Origin of the sequence: Micromonospora haikouensis, assembly GCF_000876225.1 — a bacterium.
Lineage (GTDB): Bacteria > Actinomycetota > Actinomycetes > Mycobacteriales > Micromonosporaceae > Micromonospora > Micromonospora haikouensis.
The window spans coordinates 1,197,609-1,215,613 of record NZ_JXSX01000003.1; the positions used below are offsets into that span (position 1 = coordinate 1,197,609).

The 18,005-nt window shown below is 67.6% G+C and carries 12 protein-coding genes, 1 tRNA gene and 4 pseudogenes; 8 read left to right on the forward strand and 9 right to left on the reverse strand.

What is annotated here, in order from left to right:
* Positions 1-592 precede the first annotated feature (592 nt).
* Positions 593-666 (forward strand) — tRNA-Pro (locus TK50_RS26625).
* 84 nt (positions 667-750) lie between these two features.
* Here TK50_RS26625 and TK50_RS26630 read toward each other — a convergent pair.
* The 3 pseudogenes from TK50_RS26630 to TK50_RS35750 all read right to left on the reverse strand — a co-directional run.
* Positions 751-1,560: pseudogene (locus tag TK50_RS26630) on the reverse strand (tyrosine-type recombinase/integrase); the annotation flags it as partial.
* A gap of 31 nt (positions 1,561-1,591) precedes the next feature.
* Positions 1,592-2,530 (reverse strand): annotated as a pseudogene (locus tag TK50_RS26635) (IS3 family transposase); the annotation flags it as partial.
* A gap of 79 nt (positions 2,531-2,609) precedes the next feature.
* Positions 2,610-2,825: pseudogene (locus TK50_RS35750) on the reverse strand (transposase); the annotation flags it as partial.
* Between the two features lie 284 nt (positions 2,826-3,109).
* Between TK50_RS35750 and TK50_RS26640 the strand changes: the two are divergent.
* The 3 genes from TK50_RS26640 to TK50_RS32360 all read left to right on the forward strand — a co-directional run bounded on the left by TK50_RS26640 (position 3,110) and on the right by TK50_RS32360 (position 8,356).
* Positions 3,110-4,834, forward strand: coding sequence for a hypothetical protein (locus TK50_RS26640; protein ID WP_144420398.1), 1,725 nt, complete (start codon positions 3,110-3,112; stop codon positions 4,832-4,834).
* A gap of 62 nt (positions 4,835-4,896) precedes the next feature.
* Complete coding sequence (locus TK50_RS33935) at positions 4,897-5,844, forward strand: hypothetical protein (protein ID WP_144420399.1); 948 nt, start codon at positions 4,897-4,899, stop codon at positions 5,842-5,844.
* A gap of 556 nt (positions 5,845-6,400) precedes the next feature.
* Positions 6,401-8,356: a restriction endonuclease gene (locus tag TK50_RS32360; RefSeq protein WP_144420400.1), complete on the forward strand. Its 1,956-nt coding sequence runs from the start codon at positions 6,401-6,403 to the stop codon at positions 8,354-8,356.
* A 35-nt stretch (positions 8,357-8,391) separates the two neighbouring features.
* On the opposite strand, the gene TK50_RS26660 is transcribed toward TK50_RS32360, so the two are convergent.
* Positions 8,392-9,171, reverse strand: coding sequence for a transposase family protein (locus tag TK50_RS26660; RefSeq protein WP_082106342.1), 780 nt, complete (start codon positions 9,169-9,171; stop codon positions 8,392-8,394).
* 89 nt (positions 9,172-9,260) lie between these two features.
* On the opposite strand from TK50_RS26660, the gene TK50_RS26665 reads away from it, so the two are divergent.
* Positions 9,261-9,527 carry a hypothetical protein gene (locus TK50_RS26665; RefSeq protein ID WP_043968113.1) on the forward strand — a complete coding sequence of 89 codons (267 nt, stop codon included), beginning with the start codon at positions 9,261-9,263 and terminating at the stop codon, positions 9,525-9,527.
* Between the two features lie 596 nt (positions 9,528-10,123).
* Here TK50_RS26665 and TK50_RS26670 read toward each other — a convergent pair.
* Positions 10,124-11,512 (reverse strand): restriction endonuclease, encoded by a 1,389-nt coding sequence (locus tag TK50_RS26670; protein ID WP_063838647.1) that lies wholly within the window; start codon positions 11,510-11,512, stop codon positions 10,124-10,126.
* Positions 11,513-11,618: 106 nt separating this feature from the next.
* Here TK50_RS26670 and TK50_RS35755 point away from each other — a divergent pair.
* A pseudogene (locus TK50_RS35755) lies at positions 11,619-11,791 on the forward strand (ISL3 family transposase); the annotation flags it as partial.
* A gap of 233 nt (positions 11,792-12,024) precedes the next feature.
* On the opposite strand, the gene TK50_RS26675 reads toward TK50_RS35755, so the two are convergent.
* The 4 genes from TK50_RS26675 to TK50_RS26690 all read right to left on the reverse strand — a co-directional run bounded on the left by TK50_RS26675 (position 12,025) and on the right by TK50_RS26690 (position 16,512).
* Positions 12,025-13,578 carry a hypothetical protein gene (locus TK50_RS26675; RefSeq protein WP_043968115.1) on the reverse strand — a complete coding sequence of 518 codons (1,554 nt, stop codon included), beginning with the start codon at positions 13,576-13,578 and terminating at the stop codon, positions 12,025-12,027.
* Between the two features lie 36 nt (positions 13,579-13,614).
* Positions 13,615-14,397 (reverse strand): IS5/IS1182 family transposase, encoded by a 783-nt coding sequence (locus tag TK50_RS26680; protein ID WP_043962090.1) that lies wholly within the window; start codon positions 14,395-14,397, stop codon positions 13,615-13,617.
* Between the two features lie 107 nt (positions 14,398-14,504).
* A complete protein-coding gene (locus TK50_RS26685) occupies positions 14,505-14,684 on the reverse strand; it encodes a hypothetical protein (RefSeq protein ID WP_043968117.1) in 180 nt (59 codons plus the stop codon).
* Between the two features lie 358 nt (positions 14,685-15,042).
* Positions 15,043-16,512 carry a hypothetical protein gene (locus TK50_RS26690; RefSeq protein ID WP_043968119.1) on the reverse strand — a complete coding sequence of 490 codons (1,470 nt, stop codon included), beginning with the start codon at positions 16,510-16,512 and terminating at the stop codon, positions 15,043-15,045.
* Between the two features lie 402 nt (positions 16,513-16,914).
* Between TK50_RS26690 and TK50_RS26695 the strand changes: the two genes are divergently transcribed.
* Positions 16,915-17,175: a hypothetical protein gene (locus TK50_RS26695; protein ID WP_043968120.1), complete on the forward strand. Its 261-nt coding sequence runs from the start codon at positions 16,915-16,917 to the stop codon at positions 17,173-17,175.
* A 267-nt stretch (positions 17,176-17,442) separates the two neighbouring features.
* Entirely contained in the window at positions 17,443-17,955 is a 513-nt protein-coding gene (locus tag TK50_RS26700) for a type 1 periplasmic-binding domain-containing protein (protein ID WP_052503930.1), read from the forward strand.
* Positions 17,956-18,005: the final 50 nt, after the last annotated feature.

Below are 18,005 nucleotides of genomic sequence, written 5' to 3' on the forward strand. Positions count from 1 at the left end.
CTACGTCTACGTCCGGCTGCTGTGCCGTCTGCGTCTTCAGCTGGCTCAACGTGCCGTTCGCGTCCTAATCCCGGGCCGGCGCGGTCCTGCCTGTCCTTCGAGCCGGGGCCGGGCTTGCGTCCCTACGTCCCCCGTGCATGCTCGGCCAGGACACCCCGCACCCCGCACGCCCCTGCTCCCGCCGGTGCCGCCAAACCCCTGCCGATGTGATCGTGGACAGTTGTCGTCGCGGATGTCGCGGATGAACGGCAACTGTCCACGTTCAGAAGGGCCGTGACGTGGCAGGCGAGAATGCGCGGCGGGTGGTGGAGGCGCGGCGGGCGGCGGAGCGCCGGGGCCCAGGCGGGAAGCATGGGCGGCCTGGCATGGTCAGGCCCAGCGAGTGGTGCCCGCCCGGCCAATCTGACACGCCCCACGGGCGCGTGGGGCCCGAGATCCGACCACCGCCCTTCGGAGAAGCTTCCCCCTATCCTCCTAGGATGCCCTGGCGGGTGTGGGTCGGCAATCGAGGGCGGGGCCGATGCGTGCGTGCGGAAGATCGTGCGTTAAGCTGTACCGGCTGTCGCAGGGAGCAAGTGCCTCGCGGGAGCATCGGGACGTGGCGCAGCTTGGTAGCGCACTTGACTGGGGGTCAAGGGGTCGTCGGTTCGAATCCGGCCGTCCCGACAGCACGAAAAGAGGCCGTCAACCGGGGCTTACGCCCTGGTCAACGGCCTCTAACTCGTATTAGAGCGGTAGAGGTTTCCTGATCTAGACGGCGCGTAGCTGGGGACCACTTGGGGACCGGCGTGCCTTCAAGTGGGCGCTGAGTGCCGTTCCCGCGTCGGTGATCGACTGCCGGTCGGGGTGCAGGTAGCGCTGTGTCGTGGTCAGCGACCCGTGTCCGGCGATCTTGCGAAGCACGTGCACCGGCACCCCGGCGTCAGCCATCCACGTCAGCCCGGTGTGTCGCAGGTCGTGCCGGCGTAGGTGTTCGTAGCCCAGCTTTGTGACCACCTCATCCCAGTGCGTGGCGTCGCGCAGTACGGCGGTGCTGATCCGTCCTCCGCGCGGCCCGGTGAACAGTCGAGACTGTGGCTCGGTGACCGAGTCCAGGCGGCGGGCGACGATCGGTCGCACCTCTTCGATCAGCGGGACCAGGCGAGCTCGCTTTCCCTTGGTGCCTTTGTCGATCAGGCCACCGGGCCCTGGTGTGGTTTGTCGACGTACCGTCCACATCCACGTTTCGCGGTTGATGTCCTCGGCCCGGACGCCGGAGACTTCGCCGATGCGCGCTGCCGTGCACGCGGCGAAGACCGTGACGTCACCCCATCCGGGAAAGCCGTTCGCGGAGCGTTCGACCAAGGCGGCGGCGAGCCCTGTCAGAGCTTCCCAGTGCGGCAGCGCCAGCGTGCGCGGGTCGTCCAACTCGTCTTCTGCCCGCTGGTACTCGCGCTGCCATCCGGTGACCTGGGCGGGGTTCCGCGAGATGATGCCGTCGCGTACGGCCTGTTGCATGACCCGGACCAGCACGGCGAGGCTGTTCTTGACCGTGGATCGGCTGCACTCGTCGGCAATCCATTGAGGTTCCCCCGGTTTGCCGGAGGGTTGGTTACCTGGCGCCGGTGGGCTCAGGCTGAACGATAGTTGGTTCGTCGTGCTGCGACTGGTGGGTGTGCCAGACGGTTTCGTACTCGTCTGGGGATCGCCAGCCGAGGTCTTTCTGGATGCGGCGGGTGTTGTACCACCCATCTATGTAGGCGAAGATCGCGTTCTCCGCTTCGTCCCGGGTCCGCCACGAGTTGCGGTAGACCAGCTCGATCTTCAACGTCGACCAGAAGTTCTCCATCAGCGCGTTGTCGAACGAGTCCCCGACCGACCCCATCGAGGGCAGGATCCCGTTGTCGGCCAGGCGTTGGGCGAAGCGGAACGACGTGTAGTTCGACCCCCTGTCCGAGTGGTGGATCAGCTGGCCGTCGCGGACGTCGCGGGACCAGATGCCGTACTCCAGAGCGCCGAGGATCAGGTCGGTGTCGCAGCGGTCGGAGCACCGCCAGCCCACGATGCGGTTGGAGAACACGTCCCGCACCGCGGCGAGCCAGAACACCCCCTCACCGCAGGGGATGCGGGTGGCGTCAGCGACCCACAACCGGTTCGGCGCCGCGGCCGTGAACTGCCGGTTGACCAGATCCGGCGCCGGTGTCGCCTTCGGGTTCGACCGGGTCGAGGGGATACGCCACTTCTTGCGCAGGAACGCGCCTTGCAGGCCGACGGTACGCATCAACCGCTCCACCCGCTTGCGACCCACCTGGCGGCCTTGGCGGCGCAGCATCGCGTGCACCCGCGGGCTGCCGTAGGTGCCGCCGGAGACCTCGTGGATCTCGGCGATCTCGACCGCCAGATCGGCGTCCTCGCGTCGGCGGGCGGACGGGTTGGCGGCCTGGGCGAGCCAGCCGTAGTAGGTGGAAACGGCGACGTTGAGGACCCGGAGGACGGGCTCGACCCCGAAGCGATCGCGTAGCTCGTCGACGAGCGTCACGACCGTCGCCGGGTCGGGTCGAGTTCCGAGGCGAAAAAGCCGACGCGGCTTTCAGGATCTCATTCGCCCGCTTCAGCTCGGCGTTCTCCCGCCGCAGCCGGCACAGCTCCTCCACCTCCGCGGTCGTCGGCCGGTCGCCGCGCTGACCTCGGTCGGCCTCGTCCTGGCGGATCCAGTTGCGCAACGCCTCGTGATGCACCCCAAGCTGGCGTGCCAGCTGGCGGATCACAGGCTTCGGATCCGACTCCCGATACAAACGCACCGCACGTTCACGCAGCTCATCGGGGTACTTCTTCGGTGCAGCCACGGATGACTCCCTTCAGCTCTATCAGAGCATGATCGAAAGCCTCCGAGCCACCGGGGGAACCTCACCGGTGGTAGTCGGTTGCGTGTCCTGCTGCGGTGCTCCATGATCTGGGTCGTGTCTGATGTGAAGGGCGGCCTCCGCCCCATGCGATGACCGCGCCGGCGCCGATGGATGGATCGGCGGATCTGGCGTGGTTGGACGATGCTCTCCGCGCGGGTGATGTCGCCAGGCACGCTCCTGCGCGGTCGAGGGTGTTCGAGGCTGCCGAGTTGGACCGTGGCGGCGTGGTCGTACGCCATCTGCTGGCTCGCGTTGCCGATGGTTCTCCCGATGTCCGGTTGATGGTTCTGGCGGTCCTTGCCGATCTGTGTCCGCAGGAGGGTCTGTGGCCGGCAGCCGCTGACGCCGCGGCGGTTGCCCTCGGCGATCCCGATGAGCGGGTACGGCGTGCGGCGGCCTGGTTGTTCGTGGCGGCGGCCGGCGCGGACGAGGGGACGCTGCTGCTGTTCGGGTCGTCTGATCCGGTCACGCGTACGGCGTTGGCGGAGGCATTGTGGCTTCGGATGCTGCAGCAGAGCGACCACGGCGGCCGGTGGGTCGACCTGGTCGATCGCATGCGGCGCGACGACCATCCGGCGGTGCGTTTCCTCGGTGCCTGTGCCGGTTTGCTGACTGCCGACCCGACCGATTGGCCGAGGCTGGACGCCGCAGTTCGCGGGGACTTGGCACCGGCTGCCGACGCACTCGGTGGGGAGGGCGGACGGATCTCGTGGCGTGCGGGCGAGTGGTGGGCGATCGTCCTGCGGCGTAGGGATCGGGAGCAGGATGCTTACGCCGCCGTGGGGCAGTTGGTTCGCGCGGGTGAGAAGGAGTGCGTTCGTCAAGCGGGCCTGGCGATCGCGGCGGAGGCGATGCGGACGTGGCGGGCTGCTCCGGACCGCCTGGCACCGGTGTTGTCGGCCGTGTTCACGCAACGGGCCTCGGCGGTGTGGACCGCGGCTGTCGGCGTGGTGTGCGCTTCGTTGACCGCTACGCGTCTGGTCGCTGATCAGCTCACGCGGATGCTGGTCGAGCCGGCCGTGTCGGCGGAGGTCGCGGTGGCTCTGGGCTGCGTCGGGGATCCTCGTGCGGTTCCGGAGCTGCTGCGTCTACTGGGCGACGACGATCCGCCTTCTCGGCTCGGTGACGCGCTCGCCACGGTGGCGGCGGCGTCACCGGATCCGACGGGCCTGGTTCAGGTGGCGCGGCAGGTGCTGGCCGGCCACCCCGGGCCCTGCCGCGAGGAACCGCACCGGCACAGGTGTCCCGCACGCGTAGCGGTGCGTCTGCTGTCAGCGCTTGGCCCGCATGCGGCGGACGCGGTGCCCGATCTGGCTGCCCGGCTCGCCGACGCGATGCAGCGTGATGTCCTGCCCGAGGCACGGCCGGTGGTGGGTGCGCTCGCAGCGATCGGCGCGGCGGCCGCGCCGGCGGTGCCGCTTCTGCGCCGGTACGCCGTTTCGAGCGATGCGGCGGCGGATCTCGCCGTTCGTGCGTTGCTCACGATCACGGGAGACCGGCGCATCGCGGACGACTACCTCGACGCCCGCCCGGAACGGCCGCGCCGGTGTCGCATCGCCCCGGACCTGTTCGACTGGCTGGCCCAGCACGGTGGCCTCACGGATCGGCAGGTCCGGCAGCTGAACCACCTGTTCACCCAGCCGGGACGGATGCAGGCCAGCTCGGCGACCGCCTACTGGCGTCACCACGGCCCGCCCGCCGCTCCCACGCTTCTGAGCACGCTTCCCCAGTACCTCGACGACGACACGTTCGCGCCACCGGCCATGAAGGCCCTCGCCGCGATGGGCCCACACGCCCGGCCGGTGATCCCCGTACTCGATCGTCTGATCACCTCCCGGCACCGCGTCGCGGTGCATTTGGGCGACGCCGACGCGGAGATGCGCGCCGACGAACACCTGCTGCAGCAAGCCATGGCCACCCGCGCCCAGATCACCGCCGCCCCCATCTGACCGGCCGCCGCAGGGCCGTCAAGACGAACCGACCCGTGTAACGATCAGGAGGAACCGCTGCTGTGCCCAAGACCAGACGTGAGCGTGAACAGGAAAGCCGGCACCGCCGGCTGGAAGTCCTCCGGCTCCCCGCCGTACCGTTGCGCCATGCCGGCTATCTGACCCCGCACCGGACCGGCCCGCAGTGGGCGCGGACACCCGAGACGGTCGGCGTGGGCCCGGACCACCGCGCTCTCGCCGTCTGGGCCAGCCGAGAGCATTCCGGACGGCGTCTGGTCACCATCCATGACGGCAGCCGACAGGCGGCCCGGTCCGTGCAACTCGACGGGTGCATCCGACCCAGTTTCGTACAGCCCCTGCCCGGCGACCGCATCCTGCTCGTCCGAGCCCGAAACCACGGGGGCGTCAACGCCGAGGTCTGGACCTGCGACGGGCATCGCGAACGCCACGGTGACCTCGGCGACGCGATCGCGCACGTGCTGACCACCCCCGCCGGCGCAATCTGGGCCGGCTACTTCGATGAGGCCATGGCCGGCAGCGGACCCCAGACACATGGCCTCGCCCGCTTCACCGCGGCCCTCGAACCCGACTGGCTCTACCCGCAGCGACCCGCGATGCCGGAGATCTTCGACTGCTACGCCCTCAACCTGGCCGAGGAGACAGCATGGACCTGCGCCTACACCCCGTTCCACCTCGTCTCCGTCACCGCCGACACGCCGACCGACCACGGCCGAGCTCCGTACCGCGGCGCTCACGCCCTGCTGACCAACGGCGTCACCGGTGCGTTCCTCTCGGGCTACGGACCCGAGTACGACCTGGTGACCCCGTTCCAGACCGAAGCCGCAACGGTGACCGCCGCCGGTGAGCAGATCCGGCTCGTCCTGCCCGACGGCATGGAGATACGCCGCGCCCGTACCTTCTGCCGCGGCCCGGAACTCCACGTCATCATCGGCGAGACCTGGTACCGCATCGACCTCGAACTGCTCGGCGATACACGACGACAACTCTGACCACGCTATCGCTACGGCCGCTGTCGAGCACGCAAGTGCTCGCGGGGAGTGTGGCGTCTCGGCCTGTCTCACATTCGTGGTGACGGAAGGTAGTCAATGTTGTAGAGATCATGTATGCAAAATATCGATGATCTTAGGAGGTGGTGTTCTCGGGGCTGTTGCGGTCGGCGGTTCGGGACAGCCAAGAAACCATGATCGAGCTTGCCGACCAGGCCGACGAGCGGGGCGACACCGCCCGGACTGGCCGCTGGCTGGTCGGTGGGCGACGACAACGGCCCGGCCTTTGCTGTGGGACATTCGCGAAGCGCTGCGCTACCAGATTGCTGGTCGCAACTGCTCGACCCCGGGATGGAGCCTCCGGAGCCACTAGAACGCGTCCGTCTCCGACGGTAGCCGGTCGGCGTAATGCCGAAGCGCGACCCGCGCTGCTCGGGCAGCGCTCCCAGCCCTGCCTGCTTGGCGCTCCTGCCTCTGATGTCTGCTGACGCTGCGCGACCGTACGGATTTCACCTCGAAGGGCCTGGCAGCAAGTCGGTCGTTACGGCAGAGTGTACGGGTGCTCAACGATCCGTCACGGTGGCGACGCCTCGTCGCTGAATACCGTGCGCTCGACCGGCTCGACGGCGGGCTCACTCCACAGAAGCGCGGACAGCGCTTCAACGGGCTGGTGGCGGAGCTGCTGACTGTCTTCGGCATACCGGCAAAGGCTGACCAGCGTTCCGTCGGTGAGCTGGACGTGACATTTCGTCACGCGGGCCGCCCGTTCATCCTCGAGGCGAAGTGGGAGCGGCAGAAGACTGGTACCGGGCCTATCGCGAAGCTGCAACGACGGGTCGAGCAGCGCATGGTCGGCGTCGCAGGAGTCTTTCTTGCCATGGAGGGCTACACGGCAGAGGCGCTTGACGAGGTCGTCAGGGGAAGGCGGCTGGACATTGTGCTGCTCGACCGCACCCACTGGGAGGCGATGCTCAGCGGCTTCGTGCCGCCGCAGGAACTCCTTGACCTCGTGGTAGACGCGGCCGCGTTCAAGGGGGAGGCACACGCGCCGCTGCACCGGCTGCTCGATCGGAAGCCGGCCGCCCTCACCGTGCACTCGGCCGGCCCGAATCATCCTCTCCTTCTGCCCCCGCTGACGTCAGGAGCCGGCGCGTTTCTGGAGGTTGCAGAGTCACCGTATTTCGGGCTCAGCGCAACCGGACCGGAAACCGTGCTGGTGACTCTCGACGAGGGTGTTGCCGCCGTCGACCTAGCCACCGGTCAAGCGCGGTGGGAGACGGGGGTGGGCGGGTGCAGCGATGCGGCCCTGCGACTTCCCGACGGTTCCCTGCTGCTGGCGCGGGCGCACGGTGTCGGCCGTTACCACGATGGCGTGGTGAGTGCCATAGCGAGCGGCAGCGCGCACGAGCACTGCGGCCGGCTCCTGATAGGTCCGGACGGGTCAGTCTGGTGCTTCGACCCGGGATGGTCGAAGGCAGGGCAGGCCAGCGTTCCGAGCCTGATTCGGCTGGGCGGAAGCCTCGGCGAGGAGGAGCACCACCCATTGCCCTCGTCGGGTTCTCCAGTAGTGGCGGCAGCCTGGTTGGATGACGGCAGGTGTGCCGTCGCAACCGGCACCCGGGTGTCCATCCTGTCCGGGCCTGGCCAGCCGGTGGAGCGCGAGTTCTCCCTCGGGCCGGACGTCACCGGGCTGGCGCCGCTGGGCGGTGGTCAGTTACTGGTGCTGGACGCGGCGTCCGTGTTGCACGCGGTGCCCCGGGATGCCGACGAGGTCCAGCCGCTGGCGGCGTTCAAGGCAGAAGCACGACGGATGTTCCGCCTAGCCACCGACGGACGGGCAGCCGTCCTCGTCGCGGCCCAGGACCGAGCCGGAGCGAGCACGGTCCTCGGCATCCATAGGATCGGGGATGGAGACGCTCCACTGTGCCGCCCCTACGTCCCATACCCCGCTCGCTTCGACAACAAGGGGTCTACCGCCCCTGCTCGGCTTGCCGGAAGCACAGCGCCTGTCACCGCTCGGTTGTCCCCACCGTCGTTGCCGTCGAGTGTCCCGTCCGTCACTGTGCCGATGTCCCCATCGCGCCAACCGAGGAGCGCGTCGACCGTCCACCCGGCCAGTGCGGAGAATCTGTACTGGCATTCCGAACAGGAGCGCGCGGAAGTGGATGCGCGGCGTCTTGCTACCGAGCTTCCGCTCTACGCAATCGAGGCGCTCATGGCCGCGAACTTCGACGTACGGTCCTGGCTCCAGCCGTGGCGGGAGGCTTGGCGAAGTATGTCGGTGGGAGATACGCCACCCGACGGCTCTCTCCTGCGGTGGCTGCCCATGGCGGCGCGATCGTTGGGTGTCCACGCCGAGCCTGACGGCGCTGCCGAAGCCGGTTTCCGGCCGTCACCGGCCTACCTGGTCGGCTTCGGCGCTGGACTACGTGCCGTTGTAGGGCTGGCCGTGGCCCAAAGACTGATCCCCGGGGACGCGCACCATATGGCCCAGTGGCTAAGGGATGTCTCGTAACTCGGTGATGGCGTTGCCGGTCAACGGTGTCGGTGTCATCCGAGCAGGATGATGTTGTGGAGGTGGGCGATGCCGGAAGCGGTGTCGGTCAATGTGCTGGCGGCGCGTCGGTAGTCCCGGAGGATCTTGAAGGTCTTCATGCGGGCCAGGGCGTGTTCGACCTGCGCCCGGATCGTGCGGTGGTGCTTGTTCAGGTCCTTCTTCCAGTCGGGTAGTTCGGTGCCGTCGGTGGGTTTGCGGTACGGGATGATCACCTCGGGGTTGCCGCGGTAGGCGCCGTCGGCCATGACGGGCCGTCCGGCCAGTTTCTGGTCGATGCCGGAGGTGCGGTAGGCGATGGTGTCGTTACGGTTGCCCGGCTGCGGGTCACCCAACGCGACGACCAGGCGGGTGTGGGCGTCGATGGCGACCTGCAGGTTCGTCGAGTAGCGGTAGTTCTTGCTCGGGGCGGCCAGCCGGTGGTCCCGGGTCGGGACCAGGGTGCCGTCGACGATGGCGATCTGTTCGATCCGGCGTCGGCGGACCGGGGCCAGGGCGAGCAGGGGGCCGAGGGTGTCGATGACCCGGTGGGCGGCGGAGTGCGACACCCCGAACAGCGGGCCGATCTGCCGCATGGTCAGGTTCGTGCGCCAGTAGGCGGCGACCAGCAGCACCCGGTCGGCGAGGTCGAGGGACCACTGCCGGCCCGGCCGCCCGTCGGCGATGGCGTCCCCGCCACGTTCGGCGACCAGCCTGACCAGCCTGCGGAACTGGGCGGGCTGCAGCCCGGTGAACGGGAAGATCCACTCCGGGCGAGCCGCCGTGATCACCTGCACCAGAACATGATCCACCATGGACCCACCGCCGAGTTACGAGACATCCCTTAGCCAGAGGGACGTACCTCAGCGACGGCACGCTCGTTCGCATGGCGACGATCCGCGACCTTGAGGCGGCTGCGAAGCGGGCCAAGAACCGGATGCTGATCGTTTGGGCCGGACGGGGGCTCCTGTGGTTGGCCACCCTCTTCTTCGCCGTCGGCACGGTGGTCGCGGTTGTGTCTACCCTCACCGACAGTTGGCCTGAGAGCGGCACCGCGTACGCAGTCGGCGGGACGCTCTTCTACACGGTGCCGTTTGTCGGCCTGCTGTGGTGGACCGTGCGTGACGCGCAACGCCTGCGGACAAAGGAATAACGGGCCGGTGGTACGAGCGTCCTCTTACGAGTTAGATGAGCCGACCGGTAGGCGGCGCGCGGTTTGGGCGCTCGCCCAGCACGGCCGGGGACAGCCCGCGAGGTCGAGTAGCTGCGGAGGAAGCGCAGGCGATTGCCGGGACAACCGATCGGCAACGTCATCGACCATTACGAATTGACTCGTGGATACTGGACCGCCGGATCGCTCTTCAGGCCGAAGTCCACCGCCTCCGGCGCCCGACCTCGCCTGGACGACAGCCTCCGAGCGTCGTCGGTCCGTGTGGCACCAGAGCAGTCGAGCAGCACGAAAGAGGTGCAACACATGGCCCCGCCCGGGTCACCCAGACTCGCGCCTCGGTGGCGCTGTCGGCACAGAGGTGCGAGGCTGGGTGACCCGGACCCATCCTCTCCCACGCCGGCTCGACGACTAGCTCGTCGCCAGCCTCCAACAACCAGCGAACCGGCCTTGGGAGCGGTCGCTGGGCTCGCCGATACCGGTTCGGCAGCTCGGTCCCGCCGGAGGTGAGGCCGCCGCTTGCGACCGAGCAGCGGCGGCCTCACCTCCGGCGGGACGACGGCTGGCAGGTGGCAGCGGATTCAGTCAGGGCTGATGTCTGTCGCCTCTTCGTCGTGGGCGAAGTCCCAGCGAGCGACAGGTCGGTAGACAATGCCCTCGGAGGTTCGGGTCTTTTCGATGCGCTGGAGCCGGTACGTGTACTTTCTACCGTCGTTGGTGGGGTGAAAATCGCCGAGGTGACAGATCAGCGACTCCGGTACCTCTAAGTCGTAGAGGTCGGCTTTGGCTCGAAGGGGATCGCTTCTCCAACGAGACTGGCGCAGCGGGTTTGGCAAGACAACCCCGGTTACCCATTCAGGATGGGGATCGATGTCGGTGCCGGGAGTGACGATGTGGGCGCCAGGCTCGACACTGCTTGTCATCCAGTCCGGGAGGTGGACGGTTCGGGTTGATCTGGCGGTCAGGGGGCGGAAGTGCAGGTTGTCGTGAATGCCGATGGCCCGGCAGAGCTGTAGTAGTGGCGCGACGTCCAAGGGGATTCCCTGTAGCTGGAAGCTCAACACGGTCTGCGTCGCCCACCTGGTGCGCTCAGCCGAGATACTTGAGGTCAGGGTGTAGAAGCCTCCGGTGCAGCTGTCGAGATAACAGAACTCCTCACTGTGGTGGCTGTTAGGTCGATCGGCGCGCTGCTTCCACTGTGGCAGTTCGGCAGCGAACGCTGCGGCCCCGAATCCGTGCCAGCTGGTCGTGGATTGATGGATGCTCCACCGAGCGTCCGACGACGCCCAACCGAGGCTGGCAAGTTTGTCGAGCAGGTCGAGTACGCCGCGTTCGCTAAGCACTGGCACTGGGACGTCCAAGGTGACACCGCTGCCGGAGGCCGCAACCCAGTCGATGTCGACCAGATCGTGGGTGAAGGTGAGCTGGCCGAAGCCACCGCCAGTCTCAATCAGCGACATGTGCTGGTGTGCGGGGCTGACGAATCGGGTCGGCGAATCAGGGAGCGTCAGGGGTTTACGTCGGGGCTGCCTGCGAGCAGGCTCGTCCACGAGCGCCTGCCCGTCAACGCGTAGTGACTCACCCTTCCGCCACAGCAGATCGAGCAGCGCTGCGGGTCGGTCAACTACGCGGCGGAGCTCGTCTCCCGAGAGCAGCAGGACTGGCTGCTCACGGTGGTCGGCAACCTCGGAGATCGCGGTACCGGAGAATCCGGCCATGCCGATCATCAGCCCGATAGCGCCGCTTGTGCGCCTTAGCCGGGCCCTGAGGCTGTCGATCGCATCGATGTCCGCCCTGGCCGAGCGCCACTTGCATTCGATTAGGTAGACCTCTGCCGCCCTGGTAGCAAGCAGATCAGTCTGCCGGGGGCGGGCGACGCCCGCGTTAAGGCGCACGTCGAAGTGGTTGGCACGGAACAGGTCCGCTACCAGATTCTCGAAGAGCCGACCTCGCTTGGTCTTGTCGGCCATACCCTCCAGCGTGTGAAGTGCCTTCTGTAGGTCCGAATCAATGTTGAGCCTCACCGCTCACCTCCGGCTCTGACCGTAGTCCGGCCGCAGGTGCGGCCGATGCCCCCTCGCGGACGTGCCGGTTGATGCCCACCCGGTGGTGGCGTGGGTGCGTGTAGTCGTCTGGTGTACCCGAACCAGGGATGCCGTCGCACGTTCCGGGATCAGTTGCCTGGGGTCCTGAACCGTTACCAGCGCCGCAACATGGTCATCGGTCTGCCTCTCTCGTCGGCGGTGCGAAGATGCCCGCCATGGATGGGGACACCGGCCAGCAGAGTCACTCCTTCTATCGAATACCGGGCCGGACCGGATGAGGACGGCTGGCCCGATCCGCGCGGGTTCATGGACGCCAACGCCGACCGGCGACGGCAATCCCGAGTCAGTCAGTGTCTGCGCCACTGCACGGTCATCGCCGCCGGCGGGCCACTCGCCATGCCGGCGATGCGGACACCGCACGGCTGCTCGCTCCTCGGCTAAGGAGTACCCGAGTGCTCAAGCGGCGACCGGCCGAGGATCAACGCCTGCAGGTCGAGATCGTCCAGCTGGCCGGCGGCGAACCGTCGTTCGAGTGCCATGACGTCCTCGTCGCCTGGAGAGCACTTCACCGCCCGGTCGATCGCCGCGTAGACAAGTGTTGTGGGTGCGCCGTCATCCAGCAGGCGCTGCGCGACGAGCGCCCAGAGGGCAGCGTCTACTCGCATGGGCAACTCGACGGGCGCGCGCCGGCGCATGTCTTCGTATCGCTGCTCGGCGAGATCACATACCGCGTCTACGGACCACGGCGGGGTGCGGCCGAGCAGAACTCCGGTGGTGAACGCGAACATGCTCGGTTCCTGAAGTTCTGTGAGTGCCGCCGTGAGTACCTTGTCGGGCGCGGGACGGTGGTACTGGGGTTCCATGAGCCGGTGCCAGAGCAGGTAAATGGCCAACATTGGCTCGCGGACCGCGCGCTTGCGGTGCGTGGCCAGCATGAGTTCGATGCGTTCGAGCACCGGGCGCATGTCGACGCGCATCTGCTCGTCGCGTCCAGCCAGGACCTCGATGACGTAGCCGAAGAACTCGCCGGCCCTAGCGGCGGCGGTGGTCTTGGTCATCGCGTCGGGGCGTCCCAGGTAGAACTCCGGAGCCAACCGGACCTGGATGACGTTGGGCAGGTGATTACGCCACCGGTAGTCGCGGTCGAGTTCGGTCGAGCCGCGCTGGACGAAGGTCCTGACCACGTGCCGCGCCAGTCGGTTGAGACCCTCGTGCGTGAGCACCAGCCCGACGCCCGGCACATCGGCAGTGTGGGCGCCGCCGGCATGCAGCCAAGTCTCCCGTTGCAGTTCCCTGAGCTCGTGGACGCTTTTCGAACGGGTGGTGTACGACTGAGCGACCAGCGACGGCAGGGCAGGCTCGGTCACGGGCAGGACTACACCGATGGCTTCCTCGCGGAAGAAGCTGGGGCGGATGTGGCTATGCATGAATGCCTTGTAACGGGCGGCGACGCCCGCTTTTTCCGCCTCCAGAATCGCCGAGCGCATCTGTTCGGCTTGTTCTCCGGTTAGCTTGGCGAGCGCCGGGCCGAGGATCTTCTTCTTCTCGTGCGGGTAACGGTCCCAACCCGTATCAGGGACTTCGGTGTCTACCGACAGAGACTCCAGCGCCGCGACGTAATCGGTGTAGGCAAGCGTGGGGTCCTCGGCGACCCGCTCGCTGGCGGTGACGATGCGGCGCATCGCTCTCATCGCCTGCTCATACACCCTGCGGTTGAGCGCGAGCAGGCTCGTCGTGAAGGCGAGCAGAGCCTCGACGTCGGTGGCACGCAGGACTAGACGCGGGGTGAACGTGCGGGGCAGAACGTCCGCAGGCACCAACCGTCGGGTCGAGTCCGAGGGCTCTTTGATCAGGCGGTCAGCCTTCTCCCGAATCGGGGTGAACGTAGCGTTCAGTGCGAACGACAGTACAACGGCCAGATCGTCGGCGATCTCGTCGCCACCAGTCGAGATCATGAAGTCCTCGGTGCCGTCGGGCAGGACGGCTTCCAACCGCTCGGTGTACTCGAGCAGGACGGTGAGCCCTTTTCATCCTGCGTAGCGGTTGGCTTCGACGTGGTGCAGAACGAGGATGGCCTGCACGATCGGAGTCGATCGCCGTGGGCAGCAGCGCAGCTTGGCCAGGACCTTCCAGGTCTTGAGGGTGGCGATCGCGCGTTCGCCACGGGCGCGGATCTTCGCGTGTGCCCGGTTGACGGCCTTCTGCCGGCGTGACAGCTTCGGCCGAAAGCGGTGCCGTTTGAACGGGGTACGCACGCTGCCGCGAGCACCCTGGTAGCCCTTGTCGGCGAAGGTCATCACGTTCGCGCTGGTCAGCGCCTCGATGATGCCGTGGGTGCGGGCGGCGGTCAGATCATGGACCGAGCCGGGCAGCGCCGGTGAAGCCCAGACGAGGCGGCCGGCGGCATCCGCGATGACCTGCACGTTCACGCCGTGGCGCTTGTGTTTCCCGGAGTAGTACGGCTTCTGGTCGGCGACCCGGTCGATCGGGATCAGGGTGCCGTCCAGGATCGCGTACGCCAGTCGGCGGATCCGGTGCATGGCGGTGGCCAGGTCATCGGCGGCCGTCGCGAGCAGGGCTATCGCTTCCTGGACATACCGCCATGCGGTGCTCACGCCGACGGTGAATCCGGCAGCGAGGCGGGTGTAGGTGTCGCCGTTGCGCAGATGAGCCAGGGCGAGAAGTGCCTGCCGTCCCGCGTCGAGGCGCCGCCACCTGGATCGGCGCTGGTGGCGGTGGCTTCGGATGCGATCGGCCAGGTGGTTTAGGGTCCGGCTGGACAACGAGATCGTGGACGGGTAAGACAGCACAGGCGAGGCTCCCGGTCGGGGCATCGGGTTTTGGTCGATTTGCTGTCTTACCTGGAGCCTCGCCCTCATCGATCGGCGGCCCAGAGCTACCAGCCTGACCTGCAAGATCAGGTTGGAAAGGGCTCGGTGTTCACGACATCCGTGTCGATCGCCGGTGTCAGGGTGCCCACGGGCAGGTCGACCGGCCCGACCGCCGAGAAGTCCGCGTTGGTGAATAGGGTTCGGCGATGCTCCGTCGCGTTCAGCGCGACGTCACCGAAGTACATCCCCGTGATGACCTGGAGCATCCCAAGATGATCGCATGATGCCGTTGGCACCGAGTGTCACACACATGGATGGCGGCGCCGACCAGGGATAGTGCGTCGGTCGCTCGGCATGAGCACAGACCAGTCTGCGGGCGCGGGCGCTGGTGGCCTCCGGATTCGCAGGCCGCCGCCGGATGGCCCCAGGCATCGGGATGGCCCCCGTTCACCCCCTGAAAACCCCCGCGAAGTAGCTACCGCAGGTGACAAGCATTGACAGGACGTCGGCCAAGGTCTACCCAGTTCAGCGACCACTTTTGACGAGCAATGATAGGTCTAGGATCGTAACGCTCGGTAAGAGGTTCTCGTGGGCTCGAGTCGTTTCGGTGCGCGAGGTGTCCGGTCAGATGCCTGCGAGGGTGAGGAGCCGATCCATTTCGGGCACTGGCAGGGTGGGTGCTGTGGCGGTGGCGTGCGCTACCCGCTCGTTTGGATCTGCGAGCAGGGCGCGGCGTATGTGGACTGGGAGGTTCGGGTGCCTGGCGACGGCGTGGCGAATCATGCTGTCGGGGTCGGTGGCCAGACGTTCGGCCAGTTCGACGGGTAGGTCCAGGTCTCGGGGTGCCAGGCTTCGCATCCGTGGGTCCGGGTCGGTGGCCAGCCGGCGCAGGGTCTGCGGCGGGAACGTGAAGACATGGGCCGGACGCCAGTTCGTCTTCTTGTCTGGCTGGAATTCGCGGTCGATGCGCTCGGCCGTGGCGGGATCGACCAGGTGCGGAGCATGGGTGGCCATGGTCGTGCGTACGCCGCTGTCGTTGTCGTTGAGTAGCCGGGTGACCGCGTCGGGGGGCAGCGTCCGGCTGCGTGCTGCGGAGCGGCGGAAGCAGATGTATGGCGAGGAGAGGTGTGGCAGTGGGTCTGCGGTGACCCAGTCGAGCCGCAGGTGGTGCAGCTCGGCGATGGCCATGTGGTCTTCGAATTGCTGTAGCAGGGCATCGTCGTCGAGGTCGTCGTTGAGCAGGTCGGTCAGTGGGCGCTTGCCTTGCTGGATGTCCTGGTAGATGCGGTGGCGTGCTGGTTCGGGTGTGTCTCGGCGGCCGAAGATGCCGACGCGTACGTTCGCGCTGGGATCGTCGGTGAGTAGGTCGCGTACTGGTGGGGGGAGTTGTGGGTGTTCGGCGAGTTGGCGGCGGACCTGGTGGTCGGGGTCGCCGGCCAGTTGTGCGGCCAGTTGCGGGGTCAGGATCGCGTGGCGGACCGCTCCGGCGCGGGTGACCGGGTCGGCGAGCAGTCCCGTCACGAGGTCGGGGGGCGGCACCGGATGCGGTAACCGCGCATAGTAGGTCGCGCATGCTGCCGCGCGAACCTCGTCGACGGGGTCGGTGAGCAGGGCCCGCCGGATCGCCTCCGGTGCCTGCGTCCACCACCGTGCGAGCGTGGCCCGGACCTGCGGGTCGGGATCGCCGGCGAGCCGGGCCAGTAGATCGGCCGGTACGTCGTCGCGTTCGGCAAGGTTACTGCGCACTCGTGTGTCCGGATCGTCTATGAGTTGCTCGTACAGTTCGCGGGGTGCGTCACGGGCGTGGGCGGCCAGGGCAGCCCGGACGGCGGGGTCGGTGTGCGCGGCCAATCGCATCCGGACAGTGTGCGGCAACTGAGGGTTGAGTGCGAGCGAGTGCAGCAGCCGGTGATGACCCGAGGCGAGGATCTCCTCGATCACGTCCAGGGTGAGGTCGGCGCGCATGGCGACGTGACCGAAGCCGCGCCGGTATCCCACCAAGCGGCGGACCATGCCGGCGGGCAGCGCGGGGTTCTCGGCAAGGCCGTCCAGCACCGTCGGCAGGTGGATTGGGGTCGGCGCGTCATCAGCCACCGGCCGCTCCTCCCCGAAACCCGTCAAGCCTCAACAGTCTTGCATCTTCATCGCAGGCGGTACTGCCCCGGATCAGCGGGCCTCCCCGGCAGCGGAGTAGACCCCGCTCCAATCGAAGCAGGGAAGTCAACGTCGAGCCACAGGAGCGGAAGGCCTCGGGACTTTGCCCCGAACTCCGACCGTCAGAGATCCGCAGCAAAGTCCCCACGCCTATGTTGTGTACCAGGTCGTATAGGTCCGCCCTCTGGCTGATCAATTGGGTAGTGAGCCGGCTACCGTCGACGGGTGACGTCTCCCCAACTTCTGCGGCCGTGCATCCAACCGGCCGAATCCCCAGAGGCGTCAGCCGAGGTGCCGGTTGGCGGCCGTCCCGTCCCAGCCTCCAAGACCGGGGCGTTGGTGATGACGATCTTCACGGCATTGGCTTGGCTGGGTGCCGCGTGCGGTGGCTGGCTGATGCGTCTCGGCCGGGACATGCCCGAGGCGACATTGAGCGTCTTCGGCTTCCTCTGGCTCGCCGCTCTAGCCGCGTCCGCGTTGGTGCTCACGGTCGTCATGGCTCTCGTGCTGCGTCGGCGAGGGTTTCCCCACGCAGCCTTGGTAGCGGGTTCGGTCGCGGTGACCGGGGCCCTCGCTACGGTTCTGTTCTTGCTTTGGGTGTGATCCGCGGCGGCAAGTGGGAGAAGCGCTTAGCGGTCACCTGTTGCCTTTACAGCAGGTCCGCAACGGGTTCGCAATAGGCCGTCCGGCCGCCTACCGCCCGTTGCTGCCGAAGGCCAGGGTCGGCATCTCCGCGACGCCGTCCGTGCCGTTCGGCTTCAACCGCCTACGACAGCCTCGCGCCAGCGGGGCGGGACCGCGCCTCAGCGTCGACTACGCTCACCCGGATTCAGACTGTTGTGTCCGTGTCGCTGACGGTGATGAGGTCGGATGAGTTGGTTGCGTCGGCCGGTTGTTCTGGCCTCGTTGCTTGCCGTGGTGGGGTTGACCGCCGTCGGGGTCTGGGCGCTCGTCGCGCGGGATCGACCGGTTCCGGAGCCGCGCGAGCGGCAGTACGAGGCTTTCACCGCGTGTCTGCTGACCGACGGCAAGGGTCTCGCGGGCGAGCAGGCGAAGGCGGCCTGGGCTGGCATGCAGTCCGCCTCGGCCGCCCATTCGATCAAGGTGCAGTACCTCGCCGTCGAGGGGCCGCAGACGTCGGCGAACGCGCTGGCGTACTTCAACACCCTGGCGCTGGAGGGGTGTGGGGTCGTGGTGGCGGTGGGCGAGGCGCCGGTGGCGGCGGTGGAGCAGGGGAGGAGCCGGTTCCCGAAGCCCCGCTACGTGACGGTGGGGTCCGAGGTGGAGGGTGCCCGGGTCGTGTCGGCTGCCTCGGGCGACGGCGTCCGCGCGGGGGTCGAGGCGGCGGTCGGCGAGGTCTGGGCCGCCACGTCTACCAGATAAACTTACATACTTCCATGCTTGTGTTATCACGGAGCGTCCACGAAGCTTTG

Coding starts and splice junctions, on each gene's coding strand:
- TK50_RS26670 (WP_063838647.1), bottom strand. CDS start 11,512: ATGGCCGACAAGACCAAGCGAGGTCGGCTCTTCGAGAATCTGGTAGCG.
- TK50_RS26685 (WP_043968117.1), bottom strand. CDS start 14,684: ATGCTCCAGGTCATCACGGGGATGTACTTCGGTGACGTCGCGCTGAAC.
- TK50_RS26665 (WP_043968113.1), top strand. CDS start 9,261: ATGGCGACGATCCGCGACCTTGAGGCGGCTGCGAAGCGGGCCAAGAAC.
- TK50_RS26695 (WP_043968120.1), top strand. CDS start 16,915: ATGACGATCTTCACGGCATTGGCTTGGCTGGGTGCCGCGTGCGGTGGC.
- TK50_RS26700 (WP_052503930.1), top strand. CDS start 17,443: ATGAGTTGGTTGCGTCGGCCGGTTGTTCTGGCCTCGTTGCTTGCCGTG.